Annotated in this window: 18 protein-coding genes and 1 pseudogene; 6 read left to right on the top strand and 13 right to left on the bottom strand. The window is 39.4% G+C overall.

Features of this window, described 5'->3' with window-relative positions; genetic code table 11:
- Positions 1-154: 154 nt before the first annotated feature.
- A complete protein-coding gene (locus BAU15_RS11050; protein ID WP_161842801.1) occupies positions 155-2,356 on the top strand; it encodes a MucBP domain-containing protein in 2,202 nt (733 codons plus the stop codon).
- Positions 2,357-2,565: 209 nt separating this feature from the next.
- On the opposite strand, the gene BAU15_RS11045 is transcribed toward BAU15_RS11050, so the two are convergent.
- Positions 2,566-3,711, bottom strand: a complete 1,146-nt coding sequence (locus tag BAU15_RS11045) for an AI-2E family transporter (RefSeq protein WP_161842800.1) — start codon at positions 3,709-3,711, stop codon at positions 2,566-2,568.
- A 601-nt stretch (positions 3,712-4,312) separates the two neighbouring features.
- Between BAU15_RS11045 and BAU15_RS15785 the strand changes: the two are divergent.
- Positions 4,313-4,393 (top strand): annotated as a pseudogene (locus BAU15_RS15785) (putative holin-like toxin); the annotation flags it as partial.
- A gap of 1,162 nt (positions 4,394-5,555) precedes the next feature.
- On the opposite strand, the gene BAU15_RS11040 reads toward BAU15_RS15785, so the two are convergent.
- From BAU15_RS11040 to BAU15_RS11015, 6 genes are all read right to left on the bottom strand, one after another.
- A complete protein-coding gene (locus tag BAU15_RS11040; RefSeq protein ID WP_161842799.1) occupies positions 5,556-7,103 on the bottom strand; it encodes a bifunctional metallophosphatase/5'-nucleotidase in 1,548 nt (515 codons plus the stop codon).
- Between the two features lie 100 nt (positions 7,104-7,203).
- Complete coding sequence (locus BAU15_RS11035; protein WP_161842798.1) at positions 7,204-8,490, bottom strand: extracellular solute-binding protein; 1,287 nt, start codon at positions 8,488-8,490, stop codon at positions 7,204-7,206.
- Between the two features lie 27 nt (positions 8,491-8,517).
- Positions 8,518-9,819 carry an MBL fold metallo-hydrolase gene (locus BAU15_RS11030; RefSeq protein ID WP_161842797.1) on the bottom strand — a complete coding sequence of 434 codons (1,302 nt, stop codon included), beginning with the start codon at positions 9,817-9,819 and terminating at the stop codon, positions 8,518-8,520.
- Positions 9,803-10,621: a carbohydrate ABC transporter permease gene (locus BAU15_RS11025; protein ID WP_161842796.1), complete on the bottom strand. Its 819-nt coding sequence runs from the start codon at positions 10,619-10,621 to the stop codon at positions 9,803-9,805. Before BAU15_RS11025 ends, BAU15_RS11030 begins: the two co-directional genes overlap by 17 nt.
- A gap of 1 nt (position 10,622) precedes the next feature.
- Entirely contained in the window at positions 10,623-11,507 is an 885-nt protein-coding gene (locus tag BAU15_RS11020; RefSeq protein ID WP_161842795.1) for a carbohydrate ABC transporter permease, read from the bottom strand.
- Complete coding sequence (locus tag BAU15_RS11015) at positions 11,507-12,577, bottom strand: ABC transporter ATP-binding protein (RefSeq protein WP_161842794.1); 1,071 nt, start codon at positions 12,575-12,577, stop codon at positions 11,507-11,509. The genes BAU15_RS11020 and BAU15_RS11015 overlap by 1 nt, the downstream gene beginning before the upstream one ends.
- 435 nt (positions 12,578-13,012) lie before the next feature.
- Here BAU15_RS11015 and BAU15_RS11010 point away from each other — a divergent pair, with 435 nt between their 5' ends.
- The gene (locus tag BAU15_RS11010) at positions 13,013-13,258 is read left to right on the top strand and encodes a type II toxin-antitoxin system RelB/DinJ family antitoxin (protein ID WP_161842793.1); all 246 of its coding nucleotides are present in this window, start codon (positions 13,013-13,015) and stop codon (positions 13,256-13,258) included.
- Positions 13,215-13,535, top strand: a complete 321-nt coding sequence (locus tag BAU15_RS11005; protein ID WP_161842792.1) for a type II toxin-antitoxin system YafQ family toxin — start codon at positions 13,215-13,217, stop codon at positions 13,533-13,535. Before BAU15_RS11010 ends, BAU15_RS11005 begins: the two co-directional genes overlap by 44 nt.
- Before the next feature lie 146 nt (positions 13,536-13,681).
- Here BAU15_RS11005 and ald read toward each other — a convergent pair whose 3' ends face one another.
- The 4 genes from ald to BAU15_RS10985 form a co-directional block, all read right to left on the bottom strand.
- A complete protein-coding gene (ald, locus tag BAU15_RS11000) occupies positions 13,682-14,782 on the bottom strand; it encodes an alanine dehydrogenase (protein ID WP_161842791.1) in 1,101 nt (366 codons plus the stop codon).
- An 84-nt stretch (positions 14,783-14,866) separates the two neighbouring features.
- On the bottom strand, positions 14,867-16,090 hold the full coding sequence (locus tag BAU15_RS10995; RefSeq protein WP_161842790.1) for an amidohydrolase: 1,224 nt from the start codon (positions 16,088-16,090) through the stop codon (positions 14,867-14,869).
- A gap of 126 nt (positions 16,091-16,216) precedes the next feature.
- Positions 16,217-17,191 carry an ankyrin repeat domain-containing protein gene (locus tag BAU15_RS10990; protein WP_161842789.1) on the bottom strand — a complete coding sequence of 325 codons (975 nt, stop codon included), beginning with the start codon at positions 17,189-17,191 and terminating at the stop codon, positions 16,217-16,219.
- 158 nt (positions 17,192-17,349) lie between these two features.
- A complete protein-coding gene (locus BAU15_RS10985) occupies positions 17,350-17,751 on the bottom strand; it encodes a VOC family protein (protein ID WP_161842788.1) in 402 nt (133 codons plus the stop codon).
- Between the two features lie 1,157 nt (positions 17,752-18,908).
- Here BAU15_RS10985 and BAU15_RS10980 point away from each other — a divergent pair.
- Together BAU15_RS10980 and BAU15_RS10975 are read left to right on the top strand one after the other, a co-directional pair.
- Positions 18,909-19,538, top strand: a complete 630-nt coding sequence (locus tag BAU15_RS10980; protein WP_161842787.1) for a helix-turn-helix transcriptional regulator — start codon at positions 18,909-18,911, stop codon at positions 19,536-19,538.
- 10 nt (positions 19,539-19,548) lie between these two features.
- The gene (locus tag BAU15_RS10975; RefSeq protein WP_161842786.1) at positions 19,549-20,367 is read left to right on the top strand and encodes a pyruvate, water dikinase regulatory protein; all 819 of its coding nucleotides are present in this window, start codon (positions 19,549-19,551) and stop codon (positions 20,365-20,367) included.
- Between the two features lie 134 nt (positions 20,368-20,501).
- Here BAU15_RS10975 and BAU15_RS10970 read toward each other — a convergent pair whose 3' ends face one another.
- Together BAU15_RS10970 and BAU15_RS10965 are read right to left on the bottom strand one after the other, a co-directional pair.
- Positions 20,502-21,218, bottom strand: a complete 717-nt coding sequence (locus BAU15_RS10970) for a GntR family transcriptional regulator (RefSeq protein WP_161842785.1) — start codon at positions 21,216-21,218, stop codon at positions 20,502-20,504.
- Positions 21,219-21,301: 83 nt separating this feature from the next.
- Positions 21,302-22,729 (bottom strand): glycoside hydrolase family 1 protein, encoded by a 1,428-nt coding sequence (locus BAU15_RS10965; RefSeq protein ID WP_161842784.1) that lies wholly within the window; start codon positions 22,727-22,729, stop codon positions 21,302-21,304.
- Positions 22,730-22,731 lie beyond the last annotated feature (2 nt).

Below are 22,731 nucleotides of genomic sequence, written 5' to 3'. Positions count from 1 at the left end.
TTGAAAAATTCTTAGACTGTAAAGTAGCTGACTATCAATAACTAGTGTGAAAGGAAGTTTGATAACTCATTTAAGATAAATACACATGTGTCCAATGCAAAAAAACTATTAAACGTATACGAATAGGAAAACAACAATCTCGGGAGGAACACAGATGGATTCGCGAAAAAATTACAAAAAAATGCTAGCAAAAAAAGCTAGACAAAGAGCTACCACAAAAGGCGCAATTCTGGCAGCCTTCGGATTAGCTACTGTCGCAAGCACAGTGCCAGTAGTAGCTTCGAGTTGGAAAGCAAACACCCCTGAATCAATTCAAATTAAAGAAACTGACACAAGCTACACTATGGTTTATGGCGATACTTTATGGGCAATTTCTATAAGAATCAACATCAATGTTCAAACATTAGCTGCCATCAACGATATCGATTTAGCCGCTGGCGAAGAATATCATTTAGCTGTTGGCACTGTCATTAGATGGGATAAGAGCGGCAATATTACCGCTGAAACGCCGACTGGTGAAAAGATTAATGCCGGCGTAAAAGTCAATGATTCTAACAAAGTTGTTGCCGAAAAACCAATCGGAACCGACGTAACAGCTGATGTCAAAGACAACAAAGTATCGGACGTACAAATCAACGGAAAACCAGATAACGTCAACACTGATAAGTCAAATGACTCAGTAACACCTGGTAAGGATAAAGATAAATCAACTGGCTCGTCCTCAACAGATAAGAACAAAGATAGTTCTACTGATTCTTCTACTCCTGATTCAAGTATAGATAGTTCGGCTGATTCTTCTTCATCTGATAAAGACAAAGATGGTTCTACTAATTCTTCTACTTCGGATTCAAGTAAAGATAATCCAGCTGATTCTTCTTCATCTGATAAAGACAAAGATGGTTCTACCGATTCTTCTACTTCGGATTCAAGTAAAGACGGTTCTACCGATTCTTCTACTTCGGATTCAAGTAAAGACGGTTCTACCGATTCTTCTACTTCGGATTCAAGTAAAGACGGTTCTACCGATTCTTCTACTTCAGATTCAAGTAAAGACGGTTCTACCGATTCTTCTACTTCAGATTCAAGTAAAGATGGTTCTACTGACTCTTCTACTTCGGATTCAAGCAAAGATGGTTCTACCGATTCTTCTACTTCGGATTCAAGTATAGATAGTTCAACCGATTCTTCTACTTCAGATTCTAGTAAAGATAGTTCGACTGACTCTTCTACTTCCGATTCAAGTAAAGACAGTTCTACCGATTCTTCTACTTCGGATTCAAGTAAAGACGGTTCTACCGATTCTTCTACTTCAGATTCAAGTAAAGATGGTTCTACCGATTCTTCTACTCCGGATAAAGATGGAATTTTCAGTACAAAACTATGGGACGGTACCCATATATTCATTGGCCCATTTAATAGTTTTGAAGAAGCTGATGAGTATATAACAGAAGATGATTATAGTGCTATAAGTACCATCGGTGGATACTATTTTGATGATAGAGATCGGGAACCTGATGTAGATATTCTATACAAAGAGGTATCTAGTAAATTTCCAAAAGAGATAAAAGAGGATAAATTTTATATTTACGCTTTACTTGAGTACAAATATTCTGGTGGACGACCTACTACAGATCCAATTACGAATGAGCCAACCGATAAATGGATTAGCCTCCAATTTATCATAACCGTTGAGGAAGAATTAATTGGCCCATTTACTTCTTATGAAGATGCAGCTCAATTTTCTTCAGCTTTCCGTGAAGGAAAAGCTGAAGTCTCTAGCGGAAGAGATTTTTCTGCGCATCATGCTATGTTCCCTGGTGGTGTAGAAGAAGACAAATGGTACCTTTCTGTTCCACATATTCCTAATTTTTCTTCAGAACAACCAGATCCTGAAGAAACAAAACCGAGTGAATCTACAGATTCTTCTGAGTCTGGTTCAACTACTGAAACAACTGAACCATCTGAATCTGATTCAACTATTGAAACAACCGAGCCTTCTGAATCTGATTCAACTACTGAGTCAACGGATTCCTCCGAATCCACTACTGAGCCAACTCAGCCTGGAACAGATTCAACTGGAACTACTGACTCATCTCAACCGAATGCAACAACTGGAATGGTTACTGTTCGCTATGTGAATGAATATGGTGAAGAAATTAAAACACCTATAGTAATGTCAGGCCCTATTGGCGAGACATTCAATGCTGTAGCGCCCTCTACTATTGGCAACTTCGCCTTCAACATTAACGAATTGCCTGCTGGAGCTTTAGTATCAGGCGATAGTCTCCTTTTCATCAATGAGTATACTGCTGAACCACAAACTATCACTTTTTCTTATTACTATGAAGGTGAATAATAGAATCAACGACTAGACGATTTATTCAGAAAAAGTCTCGGACCTACGTGTCTGAGCTTTTTCTTTTTCATCTAATAATTTGTACAAAATGAGTAGCTGACTTCTTCTGAAAACCAAAAATGCAACACATCCATCAGGTTTCCCTCATAGATGTGCTGCATAAATTTTTATCTCATTTAACACTTTTCTCAATTATTTTTTTGATCACCTTATAGTGATTGATCAGTCATTTGCGCCTTCTTCTGTTCTTTTTCGACAATGAAGATTTTTCCTAATTTGTAGATGCAGGCAGTTGCTGGAATTCCTAAGAACATTCCTGGAATACCGGCTAATGTACCAAAAACCATGACTGAAGCGAGGACGAAAATGCCTGGTAGGCCGACAGAATTCCCCACAACTCTCGGGTAAATAATGTTACTTTCAAATTGCTGTAAGACGATTAAGTAGACTAAGAAGCCCAGTGATAAAATTGGATCTACGGTAAATACCATGAACATTCCGATGGCTCCACCAACGTAAGCACCGACAATCGGAACAATATTAATCACACCGACCAACGTCCCCACCATTACCGCATATGGCATATTCAGAATCAACATCCCTGTTGCACAAAGCGTTCCTAAAATCACCGCTTCTAGACACTGTCCACCGATAAATGAACTAAATGTATGATGAATCAATTGTAAAACTTTGTCTAAACGACGCTTCCGATACGCTGAAATGTAGAGCGTTCCCACCCTGTCATATGCTCGGACAAACCGTTCTTTATCCAATAAAATGTAGACAGCAAAGACTAAAATCAATAAGAAATTAAACAAGCTACCTAACACTGCACTCACAATCGTAATCGCGACATCAACAAAGTTCGCCACACCGCCACCTAAGAAAGAGAGCGTATTTTGCAATAGAGATTTCCAATCAATCTCTAACGCTTCAATTGTTTGACGAATCTCCGGATTATCGTGGAAAACATCTATAAGAAACTTTTGTGTTTGATTAAAAACATCAGGTAATGAAGCAAACAATGTATTCAATGAATCAAAAATGCTCGGCATGACTAATCCAATAAAAATGGTAATTGCAACGAATAGGATAATTAAAGATAACAGTAAACTAATCGGCCGCTTAATCTTCTTAACCCAAGGATAAGGCAGTCGGTCAAACCCATGCTCAACCTTTACCATCACAATATTAATTACATATGCGAGCAAAGCCGCGAGAATAATATTCGTGAATGCCCCTAGAATCGTATGGCCAATCCCTAAAATAGGACGTAAATAAATAATTCCTACAACCACTAATGCACCTATTATTATGTATTTTTTTATTAGTCTTTCAATCTCTTGCTTTTCCATAAGTCACCTCGATTTCTCTCACCTTAGCATACCTAATATTCTATGCAATAGGCAAGCAATAAAGAACAAATCTAGGTAAAATTAATTAATCCTGTCTGATTTTCTATAAATACTCAGATGTAGATTATGCTGGAACCTGAAAATAAGTAAATAGGTAAACTTTTGCGCACTATTTTAATTATTAGTTATGGTAATTTTGTAGCCATACTAATCTTTGGAATCCTAGCAGCTGTAAAGAACGACAAAAAGAAATAACCGTCTACTTTGCGAGTGGGATCGGTTATTTCTTTTTGAGTAACTTGTTAAATTAATTCGCCACCGTCCCCGGTGTTGTCATGCTAAGAAGGATATACGTTTCCGCCTATATCCTTTTCAATTACCAGTATAGCACGTATCTTGCTTTATATATATTTTTATCTCTAAGTAACGATTTTATCTATTCATCACCAAATTTTTTTAGACATTCCACTAGATACTTCGCCTATAACAAATTCAGCCGTAAATCATGTCAGAGCCAAAAAACGAGACGTATGTATGATATTCATACACGCGACTCGTCATGTTATAGGAATAAAACGCCTTTTGCCCAGATGTTTTGGACCTAATACTTAGTTTTGGTTCATTTGTAGCCATACTAATTTTTGGAATCCTAGCAGCTGTAAAGAACGACAAAAAGAAATAACCGTCTACTTTTACGAGTGTGATTGGTTATTTCTTTTTGAATAACCGTAAAAATTAACTCGTCACCATTCTTAAAATGGTCCTGTTGTACTGCGAAGACCATACGTTAGCGCGTACATCTTCCTCAACACCGTCAGTATAGCACGTATCTTTCTCTATTCATATCTATAAGTAGCGATTAATTTATATTTACCAATTTCACTAATCCACTATTGAAAATATCCACTAGATACTTTCCCTAACAAATTCAGCCGCAGGTCATGCCGGAGCCAAAAAATAAGCAATCCCTCGGCAAGTCAGCTGACTTTTGTCGAAACCAAGTAGCAAAGAGACAAAAGGCAGATGATTTAGCAATGGAACTCACAGCCCCACCGTGGGTTCGCTTGCGGCCCGACTGCTTGCTTTTTTTCAGAGGCATGACCGAAAGCGACGATTTATAGCCTAATAAAACGGCGAATGAACACCGTAGCCATACCGATAGGAAAAAGAAATTATGGCAAACCCCTCATAAGAGCAAAATATAAAGGGCTTTCATTAACAATTGGTGCTATAGTTAGACGCGACAGAACAGTAAAGTTTAAATGACGATGGCTACCCCATTATCATAGAAAGCGAGGTGGTGTATGATGTTCATACACTCGACTCCCCATTCTATAGAAAGGAGACGCCTTTTGTATACTTTAGCAGTTATAGGTCTAATTATTAGTTATGGTAATTTTGTAGCCATACTAATCTTTGGAATCCTAGCAGCTGTAAAGAATGACAAAAAGAAATAACCGTCTTTTCTTTATCGAGAGAGACTTCGGTTATTTCTTTTTGGAATAATTAAATTTTTTTCGTCACCGTTCTTTAATCGGTGCTGCTTTGCTGCGAAGGGTATACGTTTGCCGCGTATATCCTTTTCAATTGCTAGTATAGCACGTATCTTTCTGTATTCATATCTCTAAGTAGCGATTAATTTATATTTACCAATTTCACTAGATACTTTCCCTAACAAATTCAGCCGCAGGCCATGCCGGAGCCATAAAATAAGCAATCCTACCTTGGGTTCGCTTGCGGCCCGACTGCTTGATTTTTTTGCAGAGGCACGACCGAAGGCGAAGATTTCTAGCCTATCTATCTCTTCCCCAATCAACATTAAACTTCATTTAGATTTTTTATCTCTATACTAACACAGTGAAGTTCTGATTAGCTTCTGCCTGAATAACCGGATGCTCTTTCAAGTAGTTAGCAATCAATTCAGTCATATCGATTTGGATTTCACGAATAATCTTACCTGCTTCAAACATCGCATAGTTCCCACCACCGACTGCTCGGTATTGATTAATCACAATCTCCAGCTCATCAGTCGATTCAACCGCCCGACCTTCAAATTCAAGCTTCGTAATTCGCTCAAATGCAGGCTTCGTCAAATCAATCACATAATCAATGCCCTCATACATATCGTAGTTGTAGTATTGCGGCTTAGGCTCGATAAAGTCCGGATTGAAGACCACTTCGCCATCCACCAAGGTCAGATAATTAGCCGTCTGCTCTAGCGCAGCACGCAAGTCTGCCCCACTAACTTTTAAGACAGCTAACGTATTCGGATAGATGTAGTTTGTAATCACATCACGCATCGTAATCTGCGCCCCGAAACCTTTTCCTTCATTATTAAATAAAGAAGTCCCTGAGATTTTCGCGCCACTGGCAGCCATCTGCACGCGATTGATGAACTCAATATACGGATGCTCATGAATTCGTGCGGCCATCGGATTGGTAATTTCCATGGACCCTTGGACTTTTCCAACCGGCTGATCGAGCCAGACTTCGACTTCTTCTGCGATTGGTGCGATTAACTCTCGGATCTCGGCAGCCACCGCAACGCCTTCTACCGAGTGAATCGCCGCTTGGGTCTCACTGACTTTAAATCCTTCAGCTGTTTGTGCCACTTGCAAAATAATTTCACCTATATGACTACCTCGATAGCCGGGTTGAATGACCGGCACGCCATTAATATGCGTCGCAATCTCCCGGTGTTGATGGCCAGTTACTAAAGCATCGATGCCGCTGACTTCTTGTAATAATTGATAGCCTTCATTTTCGCCGGTTAATAATTCTGTCGGCTCCCCAGTCACCAAATCTTTTTCGAAGCCCCCATGATAGGCAACCACGACAAGATCTGCTTGTGCTCTTAATTTAGGCACGTACTCTTTCGCCGTCTCAACAATGCTCTTAAAGGTCAACTCTTTGACTGTCGCTGGCTGTTCCCAATGTGGAATGTATTGCGTCACCAAGCCTAAGATAGCAATCGTCAGTCCGTCTTTTTTAATCAGCTCATAGGCTTTGCCAAAGGCTGGCTGCCCTGTTTTGTCTAGAATATTCGCTGCCAGAACCGGATGGTTGTAGCTGGCAATCGCTGCTTTCAAATAATCCAAGCCGTAATTGAATTCATGATTGCCCAAAACGCCTACATCATACTGTAGCGCATTAATGACTTGCGTCAGTTCACCCACACGCTGATTTTTTGCTAGATAATAGCTCAGAGGTGAGCCTTGAATGAAGTCGCCGTTTTCGATTAAGACAACTGGCCCCTCTGCTTGTTGACGGATTTCTTTAATCAGTGTGGCAACCTTTTCTGTACCAAAAGGTAAGTCACTATTCTTTTCTGCATAGTTGGTTGGTTCAACATAACCATGCATATCACTCGTCGCTAAAATTTTTACTTCCATCCTCATACACGCTCCAATTTCTGCCATTCTTTGTCTATCTTAACAAAAAAAAGAGCCAGACAAAAGTGAATCACTTTCGTCCAGCCCATTTTCAAACGTTTTATTGGTTCCACGCATCGTCTAATTGCGCTTGTGAATCTTCAATAATTTTATCTGTGTCTTTGTTTGTATTTGATAAGACATTTTCCATAATTGAACGGACTTCATTGTAGGCAGAGTCACTGTTTTCAACAACTGGAACAGCGAATAATTCTTCTGTAGTCGTTGCTAGATGAGCAGGAATTTTTGTGTTTTCAGCCTTTTGGTATCCGTCGCTTTCAATTACTGAATCTAAAATAGGCATGTAACCAGTAGTGATTGCCCAATCTAATTGAACATCAGGTGACGCTAGATATTTCATAAATAGGTAAGCTGCTGTGCGTTCTTCAGATGAAGCATTGTTGAACATATAGACATCTGTCCCTTGTTGGATGTTGATTTTTTCTGGACGAGGGGCTACATCATAGACAAATTTGCCTTCAGTATCTTTGGCAACGTAGCTTTCACCAGCGATACTTCCGATAAACATTGCCACTTGTTCATTGGCGAATGGACCAGACATATATTTGTCAGAACCAGCAATACGGAAATAGCCATCTTTTACGCCATCAGCATAGTAATTGATGATTTCTTTTGAGTCATCACTTGTAATTTTTGTTTCTTTAGTGAATTCTTCGCCTTTATTTTTCAGACCAATTACATAATAATTATTTAGAGAGTCAAAGCCTGTTCCGATAACTTTTTTATCTGATTTTTCATAAATTGTTTTTGAAGCTTCTGCCAATTCATCCATTGTTGTTGGCACGTCAACACCATATTCGTCTAAGATATCTTTGTTATAGAATAACATTTCTGTTGATTTATTAAAGGGTACACCATATTGTACGCCATCAATTTGCGCACCTTCAAGTAACGCTGGTTTAATCGGATCTTCTTTGTCCATGCCGATTGTTTTATCATCCATATATGGTTGTAAATCTACTAACATATCATCTTGCGCAGCACTCCATAACCAACCTGGGTAGGCTTGAGTAATCGTTGGTAGATCTTTTGGTGAAGGTAAAGTTGAGTTAATTTTTGTTTGTAAATCAGGATAAGAAGATTGATTTTGCAATTCCACTTTGATTTTTGGATTATCTTTCATAAAGTTATCCGCAATTTTTGTCAATTCTTCTTCTTGAGCGCCATTCATAGCATGCCAGAAAGTGATTGTTGTATCGTCTTTGACTTCTGTAACGATTTTCCCGTCATCTTTGGTTGTTCCTTTATCATTGCTGTTTCCACACGCACCTAAAACGAAGATAGCTGCGGCCGCTAATACGGCGGTTGATAATTTTGTCAATTTCATTTTTCTAGTCTCCCTGTAAATTCATTTTTAAAGAACAATTTTTTCGCCTCTGGTAGGCAAGTACCGTTTTCCATACGGATTTTCCAGTTTTTCTGGCTTCAACGTATGAATAGGAATCAATAATTTTGGTTCAATCCAGGCAATAATTTGTGCCAAATCTTCTGGGAAAGCATGGCCTGAACAGGCTAAACGAACAAATTCTACCTTTTGCTTGTCTAGCATTTCCAAAAATACTGCATATCGAGGGTCAAAGTCCCCCAATGGTGCTGCATCGCTATGAATATAAACGCCACCTCCTTGTAAATTAGTAAATCGATCAACCACCTGCCATAAATACTGATGATTGTCGTTTATTAGGTCTTCATAGGAAATTTCCAATGAAGAATCTAACTCAGAAATAGTAGGGCTATCTTCTAGATAGTAGTAATAAGCCGCGCAGCCAGTGACTTCTTTTAGTAAGGCGGCCATCGAAGCTTCTAAAACCACCGTTCTTGGCGCCAGCTCAACAATTTTTTCAAATCGTTTAACATTCGCTGGATAACCATTAAAAGTAATCTGGCGCTGTTGATTTTCATCGACAATCTTAATTAATTGTTGAATCAAATCTTCTTCACTAATGACTTTGATTTCAGTCGGATCGATTTCACGTTCAGGGAAGCTAATGCTGACGCCTTCCATAATCAAAGCATCCGTGTGTTTGGCTTTCTCACACAATGCAACTGTTTGCTTGCGATCGTAACCGTGTAGACGCAGATCTCCGGTATAAGTAATAAAGCGATCTGGTGTGCGAATCAATAGCGCACAAGCGCCATAAGCATCATGATCGACAGGCACTAATTCGACAGAAATATCGCCAACTTGAATGATATCGTTGGCTTCACAGCCAATTAATTCGCGGGTAAAGTTCTTTTCTTCAAAAGGCGAAGGAATCAGAAAATCTCCTTCACGATTCAGCAAATTCAAAATCGCTTTTGACTCTTTCAAAGTATACATGGGAATCGCTGGATCTAAATAATTCACCATCCGCGAATGATCCAAATGAACATGCGATAAGAAAACAGCCGTCTCAGTAAACTCTTTTTGATTCTCGCCGGTATAAACATAGCCTAGACGAGGATCATATAAATCCTTAATCTCTGGCACTAAGCCATTGTCAACCAGCGTTTGAAGGTTATCATCTTTTAAGTCTAATTCTGGTCGAAACTCGGTCCCAAAGTCGAAGAAGATATGCGCATCTTCGTAGGCAACTTCAATCACCGTACCACCAATCGTTAAAATCCCACTGTGAAAAGTTAAGGTGGTTTTTCCTGCGTTAGCCTTTGATTCCATTTTTCGACACTCCTCGAATAATTTCTTTTCTGAACACTAGATAAATCAGCAAAATCGGTACAACCGTCAAGGTAGCCGCCGCCATTTGTAGATGAACATCGCTACCACTCTCCGTTGTAAAGGCCGATAAACCGTTATTTAACAAGCGATATTTTTTCTCATTGGTTACAAGTAATGGCCATAAGAAGGAATTCCAACTAGAAATAAAGGTCAGAATCCCGACCGTTACCAAGGCTGGTTTCGACATTGGAATCAAAATCTTGCGAATATATTCCAAATCAGACGCGCCATCAATTTTGGCTGCTTTATAAAATGTCGGCGAGATGCCTTTTAGATAGCCATACAGATAGTAGATGTAGAAAATGCTCGTTAGAAACGGAATGATTAGGGCTGGATAACTATTGAGTAAGCCCATCCGCGAAATCGTATTGTAGTTGGTAAAAATGATCGATTCATAGGGCACCATCAGTAACGAAATCATCATGCCCAACACGAGATTTTTATATTTGAATTGCAAATTTGTTAAAGCGAATGCCGCTAAGACAGCCGTAATCAAGGTCGCAACCGTCGTGACCGCGGAAACAAAAGTGGTATTAATGAAATATTGTAAGAACGGCGCTTTGGTAAAGACCGCCGCATAGTTGGCCCACTGGGGACTCTTAGGAAACATCGTCGGTGGAATGCTCGTCGCCTCACTGTAGCTCATCAAACCAGCTAGAATCATGTAGATAAATGGGAACAAAGTGATGATTCCTAACAAAATAATGAAAAGGTAAGCAATCACTGTTATGACTTTTTTCATCTTACTTTTCCACCCTCTTCACTAATTTATTCTGAATAAAGGTAATGATTAAAATAACTAAGAATAAAATTACTGTCGCAGCCATCGCCACACCCGGACGACCCGCCACATGGAATTTATCGTAAATATAGTAGACCGCCGTTGTCGCGCTCTTGGCAATCCCAGGTTGTCCAGCAAACAGCGCATAGACTTGTGTATAGACCTTAAAAGCACCAATAATATTAACGGTTAACAGAAAGGTAATCGTCGGAATTAATTGTGGAAAAGTAATTCTACGGAAGATTTCGCCATCCGTTGCGCCAAACATTTTGGCAATCTTATAATGCTCTGGATCAATATTTCGCAGACCGGCTAATAAAATAATGATATTAAAAGCCAAACTTGTCCAAATACCGAAAATAATCAACGTTGGCATGCTCATATCAACACTGTCCAACCAATTCACTGCTGGAATCCCAAAAATCGATAAAATATAGTTAATAATTCCGTATGATCCATTGAAAAAATAACGGAAAACAATCCCGATAGCAATCGTACTTGTAACATAAGGCATAAAGAAAATTGTTTCAAAAAAAGCTTTATGTTTGACCTTTTCAAAGACCACCCAGGCAATCGCTAGTGAGATAATTAAGGCAATAGGAACGACTGTAAAAGCAAACAAAGCCGTGTTAAACATCGCTTTAGCAAATACTGGGTCAGTTAAAACTTTTTGATAATTTTCAGCTCCTGCATAGCTTTGATTAATTAATGATCCCTTCTGAAAGCTCATGAAAAATGAACGGAACAAGGGATAAATATTGAATAATAAAATCACTGCTAATGAAGGAAATAGAAATAACCACGCTTTTGGTTGATTCTCAGGGTTATACTTCCTCTTTTTAAACATTAGTAGATTCGCTCCCCACTTTCATTAAATATAAAAGCTTTGTGATAAGCAAAATCAAAAGATAGCACGGCGCCCTCATCAATGTCCGTTTCGATACTAACAATTGATTTCATGCGTCTAGCACCTAGTTGGAAATTTAATATCCGCTCGCGACCGATTAATTCAACACCAGGAATCTCTGTTGTGAAGACGCCAGGCTCTGCTGGTAAGACATCTTCTGGACGAATCCCTAAATGATACTTGCCATCAGGCATCTCTGCTTTGAACCGTTCCGCCACAAAATTCGTCACAGGGAAAGTCATCGATTCATAATGAACCATGCCATCTTTGACTTCGACTGGCAAAATATTGATGATTGGGTTGCCGATAAACTCAGCCACGAATAAATTATTCGGTTCTAAATAAAGATTTTGCGGATCATCATCCTGTTGAATAATCCCTTCATTCAACAAAATGATCTTGTCACTGATTGACAAAGCTTCTTCTTGATCATGGGTTACAAAGATTGTTGTGATACCAACTTCTTTGACCAGACGGCGAATTTCTTCTCTGATTTTCAGACGTAATCGCGCATCTAAGTTACTCAATGGTTCATCTAATAAAAGCACTTCTGGTTTTTGGACAAGCGCCCGTGTGATCGCCACCCGTTGTTGTTGCCCACCAGATAAGGTGCCCGGTTTTTTATTTTTCAACTCTTCAATGTTCGTTAATGCCATGTATTCTTTGGCAATTTCTCTGGCTTCTGCCTTAGAAATCTTTTTTGCGCCTACTGTTAAGGGAAACATGATGTTTTCTTCAACAGTCATATGTGGATAGAGTGCATAATTTTGAAATACGAACCCGATATTTCGATCTTTTGGCTCCGTTTCAACCACTGAATTCCCAGCAAAACGGATATCCCCACCTGATGGTGTTAATAGTCCCGAAATAAGGTTTAAGATCGTCGATTTCCCGCAACCACTAGGGCCGAGTAAACAAACGAGATCTCCTTTCTCAATAGTAAAGTTCACTGATTTAAGTGCTTCAAATCCATTATCGAATACTTTATTTAAGTCGATAACTTCTATCATGAGTTAGCCTCCAAAATATTTATTTGATATCCGAAATAAGTATACCATTTTTTAAGAATTTTCTATAAAAAAAGTCCTGTTTTTCTCAAAAACGACTGACCGAATATTCGGATTTTCATAAAACCTATGTTTTTTATTATCGCGTAGATTTATTAATTATTGATAAGAAAGCCGTAAATTTTCTGTAAATTATTAAATAAAGTTAACTTTTCCGCAAGTAGAAAAGGATTTTCGTAAAAAAAATCGATTAGACAAGCCGAAAACGCAAACATTTTACAGATGGACACATCCGAGACAAAAATTAGCTGTACGCTGGCTTTGCTCTAGACCACTGAGACCTACTACTGATTTGACTAGTCAGAAACCAAACGAATCGACTCGTTTTTTACATTGTCTAAAAAATAGTCTATGATGTAGCTACTGGAGGTGCACCCTATGGCACAATTAACTATCAAGATAGATAATGAGTTTAAAGAACAAGCACAACAAGCTTTTGACGAGATGGGGCTGGACCTTGATACAGCGATTCGCGTCTTTCTAAAACAAGTCGTAAGGACCGGTGAATTCCCTTTTATTCCTCAATCAGATAAGGCACAAGCCATTCATCAAGTAGAACAATTGATGCAGTTAACTACTTATGATACAACGGAAGACTGGTGGCAGGCTATCAACGGTGCGTAGCTTAAAAATTAAACAAACACCGATTTTCATCAGCAATTTCAACCAATTGAAGAGAGACCATCGCAATCTCGAGCTATTAAAAAAGGTTGTTGGACACTTAACTAACAAGGATATGGAAATTCTTGCACGCGTGTATAAAGACCACGCCTTGAAAGGGCATCTTATACACTACAGAGAACTACATATAACATCCGATTGGCTCTTAATCTGTAAGATACTGAATAAAGAGTTGATTTTAATCTTGACGAGAACTGGATCCCATGATGAACTTCTTTAAAATACAATCACAAATAAGCTACCCCTATACTGCACACGTCTCATGACGATGCCCGGTATAAGGGGTAGCTTTATTTTTCATTTTATCGACTATCTATTTCTATTGCCTCTCACCGTTCTCACGGCAGATGCCTGACTTTCTACTACTTATTTCCACTCATGGTAAGGCAAGTCTAAACTTTCAGCGACTGCTTTGTTAACAATCTTCCCGTCAATCGTGTTCAGACCTGAACGAATCATTTGCGCATGACGCACTTCTTGGCCTTCTAAGAATGGCCCAATTTCAGTTGCATAAGGAATCGTCACACTGGTCAAAGCTTCTGTAGAAGTTTTCGGCACAGCACCAGGAATATTCGCCACCGCATAATTAATTACACCGTGAGTTACGTAGACTGGATCTTCCAATGTTGTTGCGTGTGTCGTCGTAGCAAAAATCCCGCCTTGGTCAATCGGAATATCGACTAACACCGAACCTGGCGCCATTTTTTTAATCGTTTCTTCTGTCACTAACGTTGGTGCTTTCGCGCCTGGTAAAAGAACCGCGCCCACAACCAAGTCAGCTGCTGAAACAACTTCATCAATATTTTTATCATTTGAGAACAAGGTTTCGACTTGTCCACCAAATAAATCGTCAATTTTTTCTAACACTTTTTTATTTACGTCTAGAATTATTACATGAGCCCCTAAGCCTAAGGCCATCTTCGCTGCATTAATCCCCACGACACCGCCACCGATAATCGCAACTTTTCCTTTAGCAACTCCTGGAACACCGCTCAAAATCAAGCCTTTGCCGCCATATTGCTTTTGTAAAAATTGCATACCTGCGATGACTGCCATACGACCAGCCACTTCGCTCATCGGTGCAAGTAATGGTAACGAACCATCTATATCTTGCATCGTTTCATAGGCTACAGCCGTCACTTTTGTTTCTACTAATTTCTCAGCTAACTCTTTGTTGGCCGCTAAATGGAAATAAGTATATAAAATTAGGCCCTCGCGCAAGTAATGATATTCACTCGCTAACGGTTCCTTCACCTTGATCACCATATCACATGACCATGCATCATCCGTCGTACCCATCTGTGCGCCAGCTTCTTGATATTCTTCATCAGTAAATCCTGATCCTAGACCGGCTCCTTTTTCTACGAGTACTTGGTGTCCCGCATGACATAGTTGCACCACACCGCTTGGCGTAATTCCCACTCTGTTTTCATTGTTCTTTTGTTCTTTTACTATCCCAATTTTCATACAAAATCATCTCCTGAAAAAAAGCGTAACACATTCAAAAGATGATTTCAATTTTTCCTTCCAGATTTTAAGAAAAAAATAACGCTATGAATTAAATGCGACTTGACCTCGATAAAAACTAGTTTCAACCGGCGTTTGACGAGCCACAAATTCGGCTGCACAAGAGGCTTCCGTTAAAAGAAAACTAGCCACATCACCTGTTTTAAGCCACAGCCCATCCTCCTCCGTAGAAAGTGTTTTTGTACCACCTGTTAATAACCCAAGCGATTCCGTCAACTCTTCTTGCGTTTTCAGATTAAAAACCTCACCATAACGATTCAGTTTTTCTACGACACTGCCCGTCCCATAAGGCGACCAGGAATCATAAATATTGTCACAACCAAGCGCAACTTTAACCCCCGCCTGTTGCAACTCTTTTAACGGTGGAACAGCTCCATTAATCGGCACACTAGAGATAATCCCAATCCGCTCCTTCGCTAGTTGAGCAAACACATCAGCGCGTTCTTCCCCGAGAAAATCATTCAAACCAAAGGCATGGCTAACAAAAACCTGACCTTGCCAGTTACTTTGCTTAGTATAATCAAGTAACGTTTTAAAAGTGGCACGACCAGCCTCGCCGCGATCATGCACATGAATATCAATCGGTACGTGATGCTTCACCGCCAACTCAAACGTCTGATTTAAGGACTTTTCGACATCGCCATCGAGCGAATACGGATCGACTCCGCCAATCAAGGTTGCGCCGTTTTTCAAGGCAGTATCCACTTCGTTATAAGCATTCGAACGCAATAAGCCATGCTGCGGAAAAGCAATTAATTCATAATCGAAACGCTCATCGTAGCTAGCAATCGCTCGTTGAACACCTTCTAGGTAACGTTGCCCCACCGCCGGATGCACATCAATATGCGAACGGAAAAATGTCACGCCATGTGCCAATTCCAGATTAATTAAATTCTTTGCCCGCGCCTCAATAGACAAATCCAACGCATCCAATTCAGCCACTTCACTAGTAAAACGCTCAACAATATTCTGCGCCGGTGTGACCGGACGCCAGGGTACACCCAGCTTACTCTTATCCAGATGACAGTGCATTTCTTTCAAAGTCGGTAGCAATAACCGCCCCTTGCCATCAATCTCAGACTCATAGAATTGCTCTGGTTGATACTCTTTTATCTGTGCCACCACGCCATCTTTAATCTGAACATCAATCAACTTCGTTTGACTGCCTGAAGTAAATGTTCCTTCCCGCAGATACGCCGTCTCAATCAAAACGTTTCGAAGCCATTTTTCTGATTTCACCACTGCCATCCATCCTCTCAAGCGTTTCTTTTTTGTACTGCTTTTGGTGTTTTATTGTTGGTTCTATCTCAATGTAGATTCTGTTTCATTGTTGGTTCTATTCCATTGTAATTTCTGCCATTACTCTGCGCTTATTTATTGCAACATTTGATACATATTCTGATAGCCCAATGCCGACGCATATTCAGCAGCTGTCCGCCCTGAATTATCTCTAAGCGTCTTATCTGCGCCAGCTTCCACGAGTAATCGAACAATATCTTGGTAGACCTGTGACCCATCGCGCAAAGCAACCGCCTCTATTAACGCAGTATATCCTGAATAATTTTGTAAATTAATATTGACCTTGCCTTCCGCGAGTAACAATTTAACATTTTCGATATGACCTTTTTCAGCAGCTGGAATCAGTGCATTCCCGCCAAAACGATTGCGCACGGATTGATCCGGCTTCCCATGATCAATCATGTAAGCGAGAATCTCCGTCCGCCCCTCTGCCCCAGCATATAGATACGGACTATCCTGAATCTCATCCTGTTGATTGACATCGGCCCCAGCATCAATTAAAAGCTTGGCAATCTCAATATTATTTTGATGCGTAGCTATCAGGAGAGGACTCTCTTCCTGTTCATTGATTTCATTAATTGGATAAGTATTGTCTTGAAGAATTTGTCGTACCTCAGCCACATCATTCGCCTCAACTGCTGGAATTAAACTACCCACTTTTGCCCGCCAATTCTGGATATCTTCTGGATCTTGTCCTGAATCAGATGGACCATTCGTCGGTGTTGAAGCATTTGCTAAGTCGTTGGAATCTGCGTCTGCTTGATTTTCTGTAGCTGAATCCGCATTGGAAGTCGCAGTCCCATCTGATTGTTCTTCATTATCTGAAGCATTTTTCTGATCAGATTGCTGACTCACTTCTGCTGTAGTTGATGTGCTTGCTGCTTTTTTAGTGTCGGTCACGGTTGTTGCCACAGACTCTGTCGAAAGCCCAGCACTGATACTCGTACTTGTGCTTTCTGATTGACTACTTGCCTGCTTATCTGATGTGTTTGACTCACTCGAACAGCCTGCTAAAATAATCAATAATAGTAAAATAAACCTGCGATACATTGTTCTCCTCCTGAAAAAAATTACTGTCTAAAAAACCAAGACCGGAACCTGTGCTCCAGTCTTGGATTGCCAGAATCTTTGACAAACAATCCACAAGGCCACTTGCACCTCACTCTCTTGATTGTTTCCCCATCCTCTGATTTCTATTTTTTTACTTCTTACTGGTCGCCCATCCAGACAGGCTCCAACATATTTCCGTCTAAATCCTGGACTTCTAAACTGAACATCAATTCTTCCGGTATCCCCATATCTAACGCATAATAGGACCCGCCATTTTCTTTGGCAGTCTCAGCAAATGCTCTCACTTTGTCTGCACTATCCATACTAATAGCAATCAATGTCCCACTTGTCGTTTTTGCATCGATAATTTCTTTGCCATTAATAAATTTGCGATAAAAGTCATGAGGCAAGAGCATAATCCAAAAATGATCATCCCAGACCATTGAACTCGTTGTTTCATTTGAATATTCCTGATTCTTTTCAAAACCCAACTTTTCATAAAATTCAGTTGATCTTGCAACATCCGCTACTGGAAAATTCACAAACACTGTAGACATCATTTGAATCTCCTTTCAAAGGGCCTTCCACGCTACTATCATCTTACTAAATGAAAAAAGAGTCAAAAGTAATGCGCTTAAATTTTCCAACTCCTTAATAAATAGTTAATTCTTCTTGATTCTAGGTAGCAACTAATTTATCTGATAATTTCAAACAGCTGAATCTTACAAGATTTCAGATACATTGTATAAATAAGTTGGACAAATATCACAGTTTTCTGATTTTATAGTTCTAAATCTGTTATTTAAGTCAGAATAAATAGCCAAAAAAGGGTTGAAATGGCTAGTTTTTTCCCCACTAGTGCCTATTCGCACAACTTTTGATAGGAAAATAGAGCTGAAATAGCTGATTTTAGAGGGAAAACCTACTAGATAATGCATTTTTGTTACTTTCTCCTCTACTAACAAAAATCGAAAACAGTGCGAATAGACACTAGTGACCAAATCCTCAAATTTCCAACTAATCAACAAAAGATAGCCGCTCACTTTCCGCAAAAATCAATCAGAAAACCTTGTACTTATAGGATTCGTTAGCTCTTATATAGTTTAATTCGTTCATTTATTTAGGCAATAAATAGCCATTTTATTCCCACTAGTGCCTATTCGCACAACTTTTGATGAAAAAACGAATGCAAAATAGCTAGTTTTAGAGGCAAAACCCACTGGATAATGCGTTTTTGCTACTTTCTCCTCTACTGAAAAAATTCGAAAACAGTGCGAATAGACACTAGTAGACAATTTGGGCTCTCTACCAAAAAAATAATGAACATGACTGACTACAGATTCAATTGTTGATTATTTTATAAAGCCGCAGAGCCCGATTTTTATAGAAATCTATATTTCTAGTGAATTTTAAATCGAACATTCATTAGGCAAGAAGAAGCACTCAGTGAACCGAAACAGCTCACTTCCACTCTGCGAAATTCACTCCTTCTACTTAATAATTCAACTTGCTCAGCATTTCCTTTTCAAAAAAATACAATTCTTGTTCCTATAAAAATAACCCTCCTTTAATATACGCCACATATTAACAAAAAAACATTACAATATAGCACATAATAAGATTCATTCCGTTTTTATGTTGCATATTCAATGATAAAGAGTATAATATGATACGTGATAGCAAGATATATGTACATATAGAAGAAAGCAGGGGGCTTATGAATTTATCTGAACGCCAAGAGAAAATCATCGAAGTTGTGAAAAAATTTCAACCAGTTAGTGGAGAAAAAATTTCTGAACAATTGGCTATTTCCCGGGCAACCTTGCGTGCCGACCTATCATTTTTGACGATGGTTGGAATTCTTCAAGCCAGTCCAAAAGTTGGTTACACATATGTCGGCGAGACAATCGAACCTTTATTTTTCGATAAAACTTTTTCGACAAAAATCTCTGAAATCATGATTCCACCATTATTAATTACACATGACTCAAGTATTCACGATGCCATCACGACCTTATTTATGTATGACGTTGGTTCATTATATGTTACCAATCAAGAACATGAATTAGTCGGCGTATTATCGAGAAAAGATTTACTGCGGGCTTCACTCAGCAATCATATTGAAAAAACGCCAGTTGCGGTGGTTATGACACGGGCACCGCATGTAAAGACCTGTACGAAAGACATGTCAATCTTGGAAGCCGGCGATTTATTGCATACGTACCAAGTGGATTCAATTCCTATCGTTAGCGAGACTGAGCCTTTAAAAGTTATTGGTAAAATAACAAAATCACGTTTGTTGGACTATATTATTCAGCAGGCAAAATCGACCGAAATGAATAGATAGGAGTAAGACTATGACAAAAAATGTTGCTTTATATTTAATTTCAGATGCAGTAGGTGAGACAAATCAAAAACTGGTTTCTGTCGTGACCGCGCAGTTTCCAACGATCAACTTCACTCCAACCTATCGTTTCCCCTTTATTAATGACAAAGAGGAACTAACAGAAATTTTAAAAGATGCGCTATCGGATAAAGCGATTGTTTTAACAACGCTAGTAAATCCCGAATTAGTCAATGTGGTGTCTGCTTTTTGCCAACGAACTGGCTTACAGTTCTTCGATATCATGACGCCCTTTTCAGAAATGATTCACGCTCAAACCGGTATCTCCCCTTTAAATGAACCTGGGGTTGTGCATCAGTTGAATAAAGAATATTTCAGTCGAATTTCTGCTATCGAATTTGCCGTAAAATTTGACGATGGCAAAGATCCACGTGGTTTCTTAGATGCTGACTTAGTCCTATTAGGGGTTTCGCGGACATCAAAAACGCCGCTCAGTATGTATTTAGCCAACAAACATTTAAAAGTAGCCAATTTGCCACTTATTCCAGAAGTTCCTTTACCTGAACAACTGAAAAAAGTGCCAGCAAATAAAATAATCGGTTTAACCTGTGACCCAGACAGTTTGGAAAAAATCCGAACGAATCGTTTGCAATCACTAGGCCTCGACCAATTATCTAAATATACAAACAGTGACCGAATCCGAGAAGAGTTACAATATGCCCAAGACTTGTTCGAAAAGCTAGGTGTAACCGTCATCGATGTAACACATAAATCTATTGAAGAGTCCGCTTTCCTAGTTTTGGAAGCACTCGATAAAGAACAATTTGCCTAAGGACATTCACCGTGCTAACCACACAGAATTAGGCAAGCAAAAAAAGACAGAAACCTCAAAAGGGCTTCTGTCTTTTTTGTCTACATAGACTATTCCTAGCTATTTCAGCTATTTTTATTATATTTAGTGAGAGCTTAATTATCTCTGGTCAACACAATCTCCACAGAATATTCATCGTATCTATGAACAGAGGTTGAATACTCAAAGGCTGCCCCTGTGTCCAAATACCCAATCTGATCGGCTACAGCAACTGGATCGCCTTCTTGAAGCGCTAAATACTTGGCTTCGTGAGCAGTTGCTTTACGCACAGTGATCGTTCGATGGGCACTTTGAATGACCAGGTGGAGCTTCTCTTCTATATATTCATAAATAGAGCGCTCAATATTGGCCTTTTTCAAGCCTGGAATTAAATCAATCGGCATATACATTTTTTCCATCACATGTGGCTGACCGTCAATATAACGTGCCCGATAAACATCGTAAACAAAACTATCCGCATCAATATTCAACTTTTTCTGAACATTCTCAGGGCAAGGAATCACCGAAAAATTGAGAATCGTACTCGTGACTTCTTTATCCGGATTTAAGGCAGTGGTTCCTCTGAACTGATTGGCAACACTCATACGCTCCAATTCATCCGGACCAATATCTTTGACAAAGGTCCCTGAACCGCGTCGCTTAATGATAAGCCCCTCTGTCACCAGCATGTCTAAGGCCTTTTTAACCGTCATTTTACTCGAATCATAATATACACATAAATCTTTTTCAAAAGGAATCTGCTGATTTGCTGTATATTCGCCCTTCAAAATCTTATTTCTGATGTCATTTGAAATAAGGATATATTTTTGCATCATTCTTCCTCCCCAAGAAAAAAATTGTTCTTCTACTTTAAAAGTATAGGTGTATTAGATTCGTTTGTCTATCTATCTTTTGATTATTCAGCAAATTTTTTCGTAACAGCCTCTGAAAAGTCTACTTCATTTGCCGCTGCAACTTCCTTAATCCAGTGACCAGACTTCTTAATCGTCTTGACCTGTGTATGGATATTGTTAGAAATAAAGCCATAGCGATTCCGATACGCATTGCCCCATGACCAACAGTCGATTGGCGTCCACAAATGGTAACCAAAACAGTTCGATCCGGCCTCAATCCCTTTAGCCAACCAATACAGATGCTCTTCTATGAATTGAATCCGATAATCATCTTCAATCATACCTTCGTTATTCAAATAGCGCTCTTCACGAGACACACCCATGCCATTTTCTGAGACAAACCAATCAATATTGCCATAATTATCGCGAATGTTTACCGCAATATCATACAAAGCTTGCGGATAAATTTCCCAGCCCTTATCGACATTCATACGTCTACCAGGCATCTCATATTCGTCATAATATTTATTTGGCATCCAATCAACGGCTAGACTGTCCGCTGAAACGCTTGGTCGTTTAACACGATGCGGATGATAGAAATTGACCCCTAAAACATCAATTGTTTGCTCTTTGATGATGGCTAATTCTTCAGCTGTTGACTCCCAAATCACTTGATCTTCAGTTAAATATGAAACTAATTTTTCTGGAAACTCACCTTTCACCGAAGCATCTAAAAACAGTTGATTCAACCAAAGATTAGCAAATTCAGCCGCCGCTACATCTTCAGGTTCCTCTGTCGCAGGGTATGACGGCGTCAGATTGAGAATTGTGCCAATTCGGCTCGCTTCATTTTGATTAATTTCGCGAAACGCTTGAATGGCTTTTGCCGAAGCTAATTGCAGATTATAGGCTACTTGGACAGCCTTTTTCCCATCAACGACCTTTGGATAATGGAATTGATACAAATATTGGCCGTCAACAATCACCATCGGCTCATTGAAAGTAAACCAGTCGGTAATTCTGTCACCAAACAAACGGAAGCATTGCTTAGCAAATTTAACAAATAAATCGACCACGTGCTTCGATTCCCAGCCACCATATTTTTGATAAAGTTCAACCGGTAAATCAAAGTGATGCAGATTAATCACCGGACGAATCCCTTGCGCGATAAATTCATCAATCACCTGATTGTAAAATTCGGCGCCTGCCTGATTGACCGTGCCTTCTTCAAGATCGTCAATCAGACGTGTCCATTGAATCGATGTGCGGACACTATTTAACCCGATTTTCTTCATTAAACGGATATCTTCTTTATAACTATTATAGAAATTTGAGGCCGTATCTGGGCCAACTTGATTGTGAAACGCTTCTGGCTCAATTTCATACCAATAATCGAATACATTTGTATGTTGTTTATTAAAACGTCCTTCACTTTGTGGACCAGACGTCGCGGCACCCCACCAAAAATCTTTTGGAAATTTTTTCTTCATTT

The sequence above is a fragment of the Candidatus Enterococcus huntleyi genome (genome assembly GCF_009933175.1).
In the GTDB taxonomy this organism is placed as follows: domain Bacteria; phylum Bacillota; class Bacilli; order Lactobacillales; family Enterococcaceae; genus Enterococcus_K; species Enterococcus_K huntleyi.
This window is presented reverse-complemented; position numbering and strand designations above follow the sequence as displayed.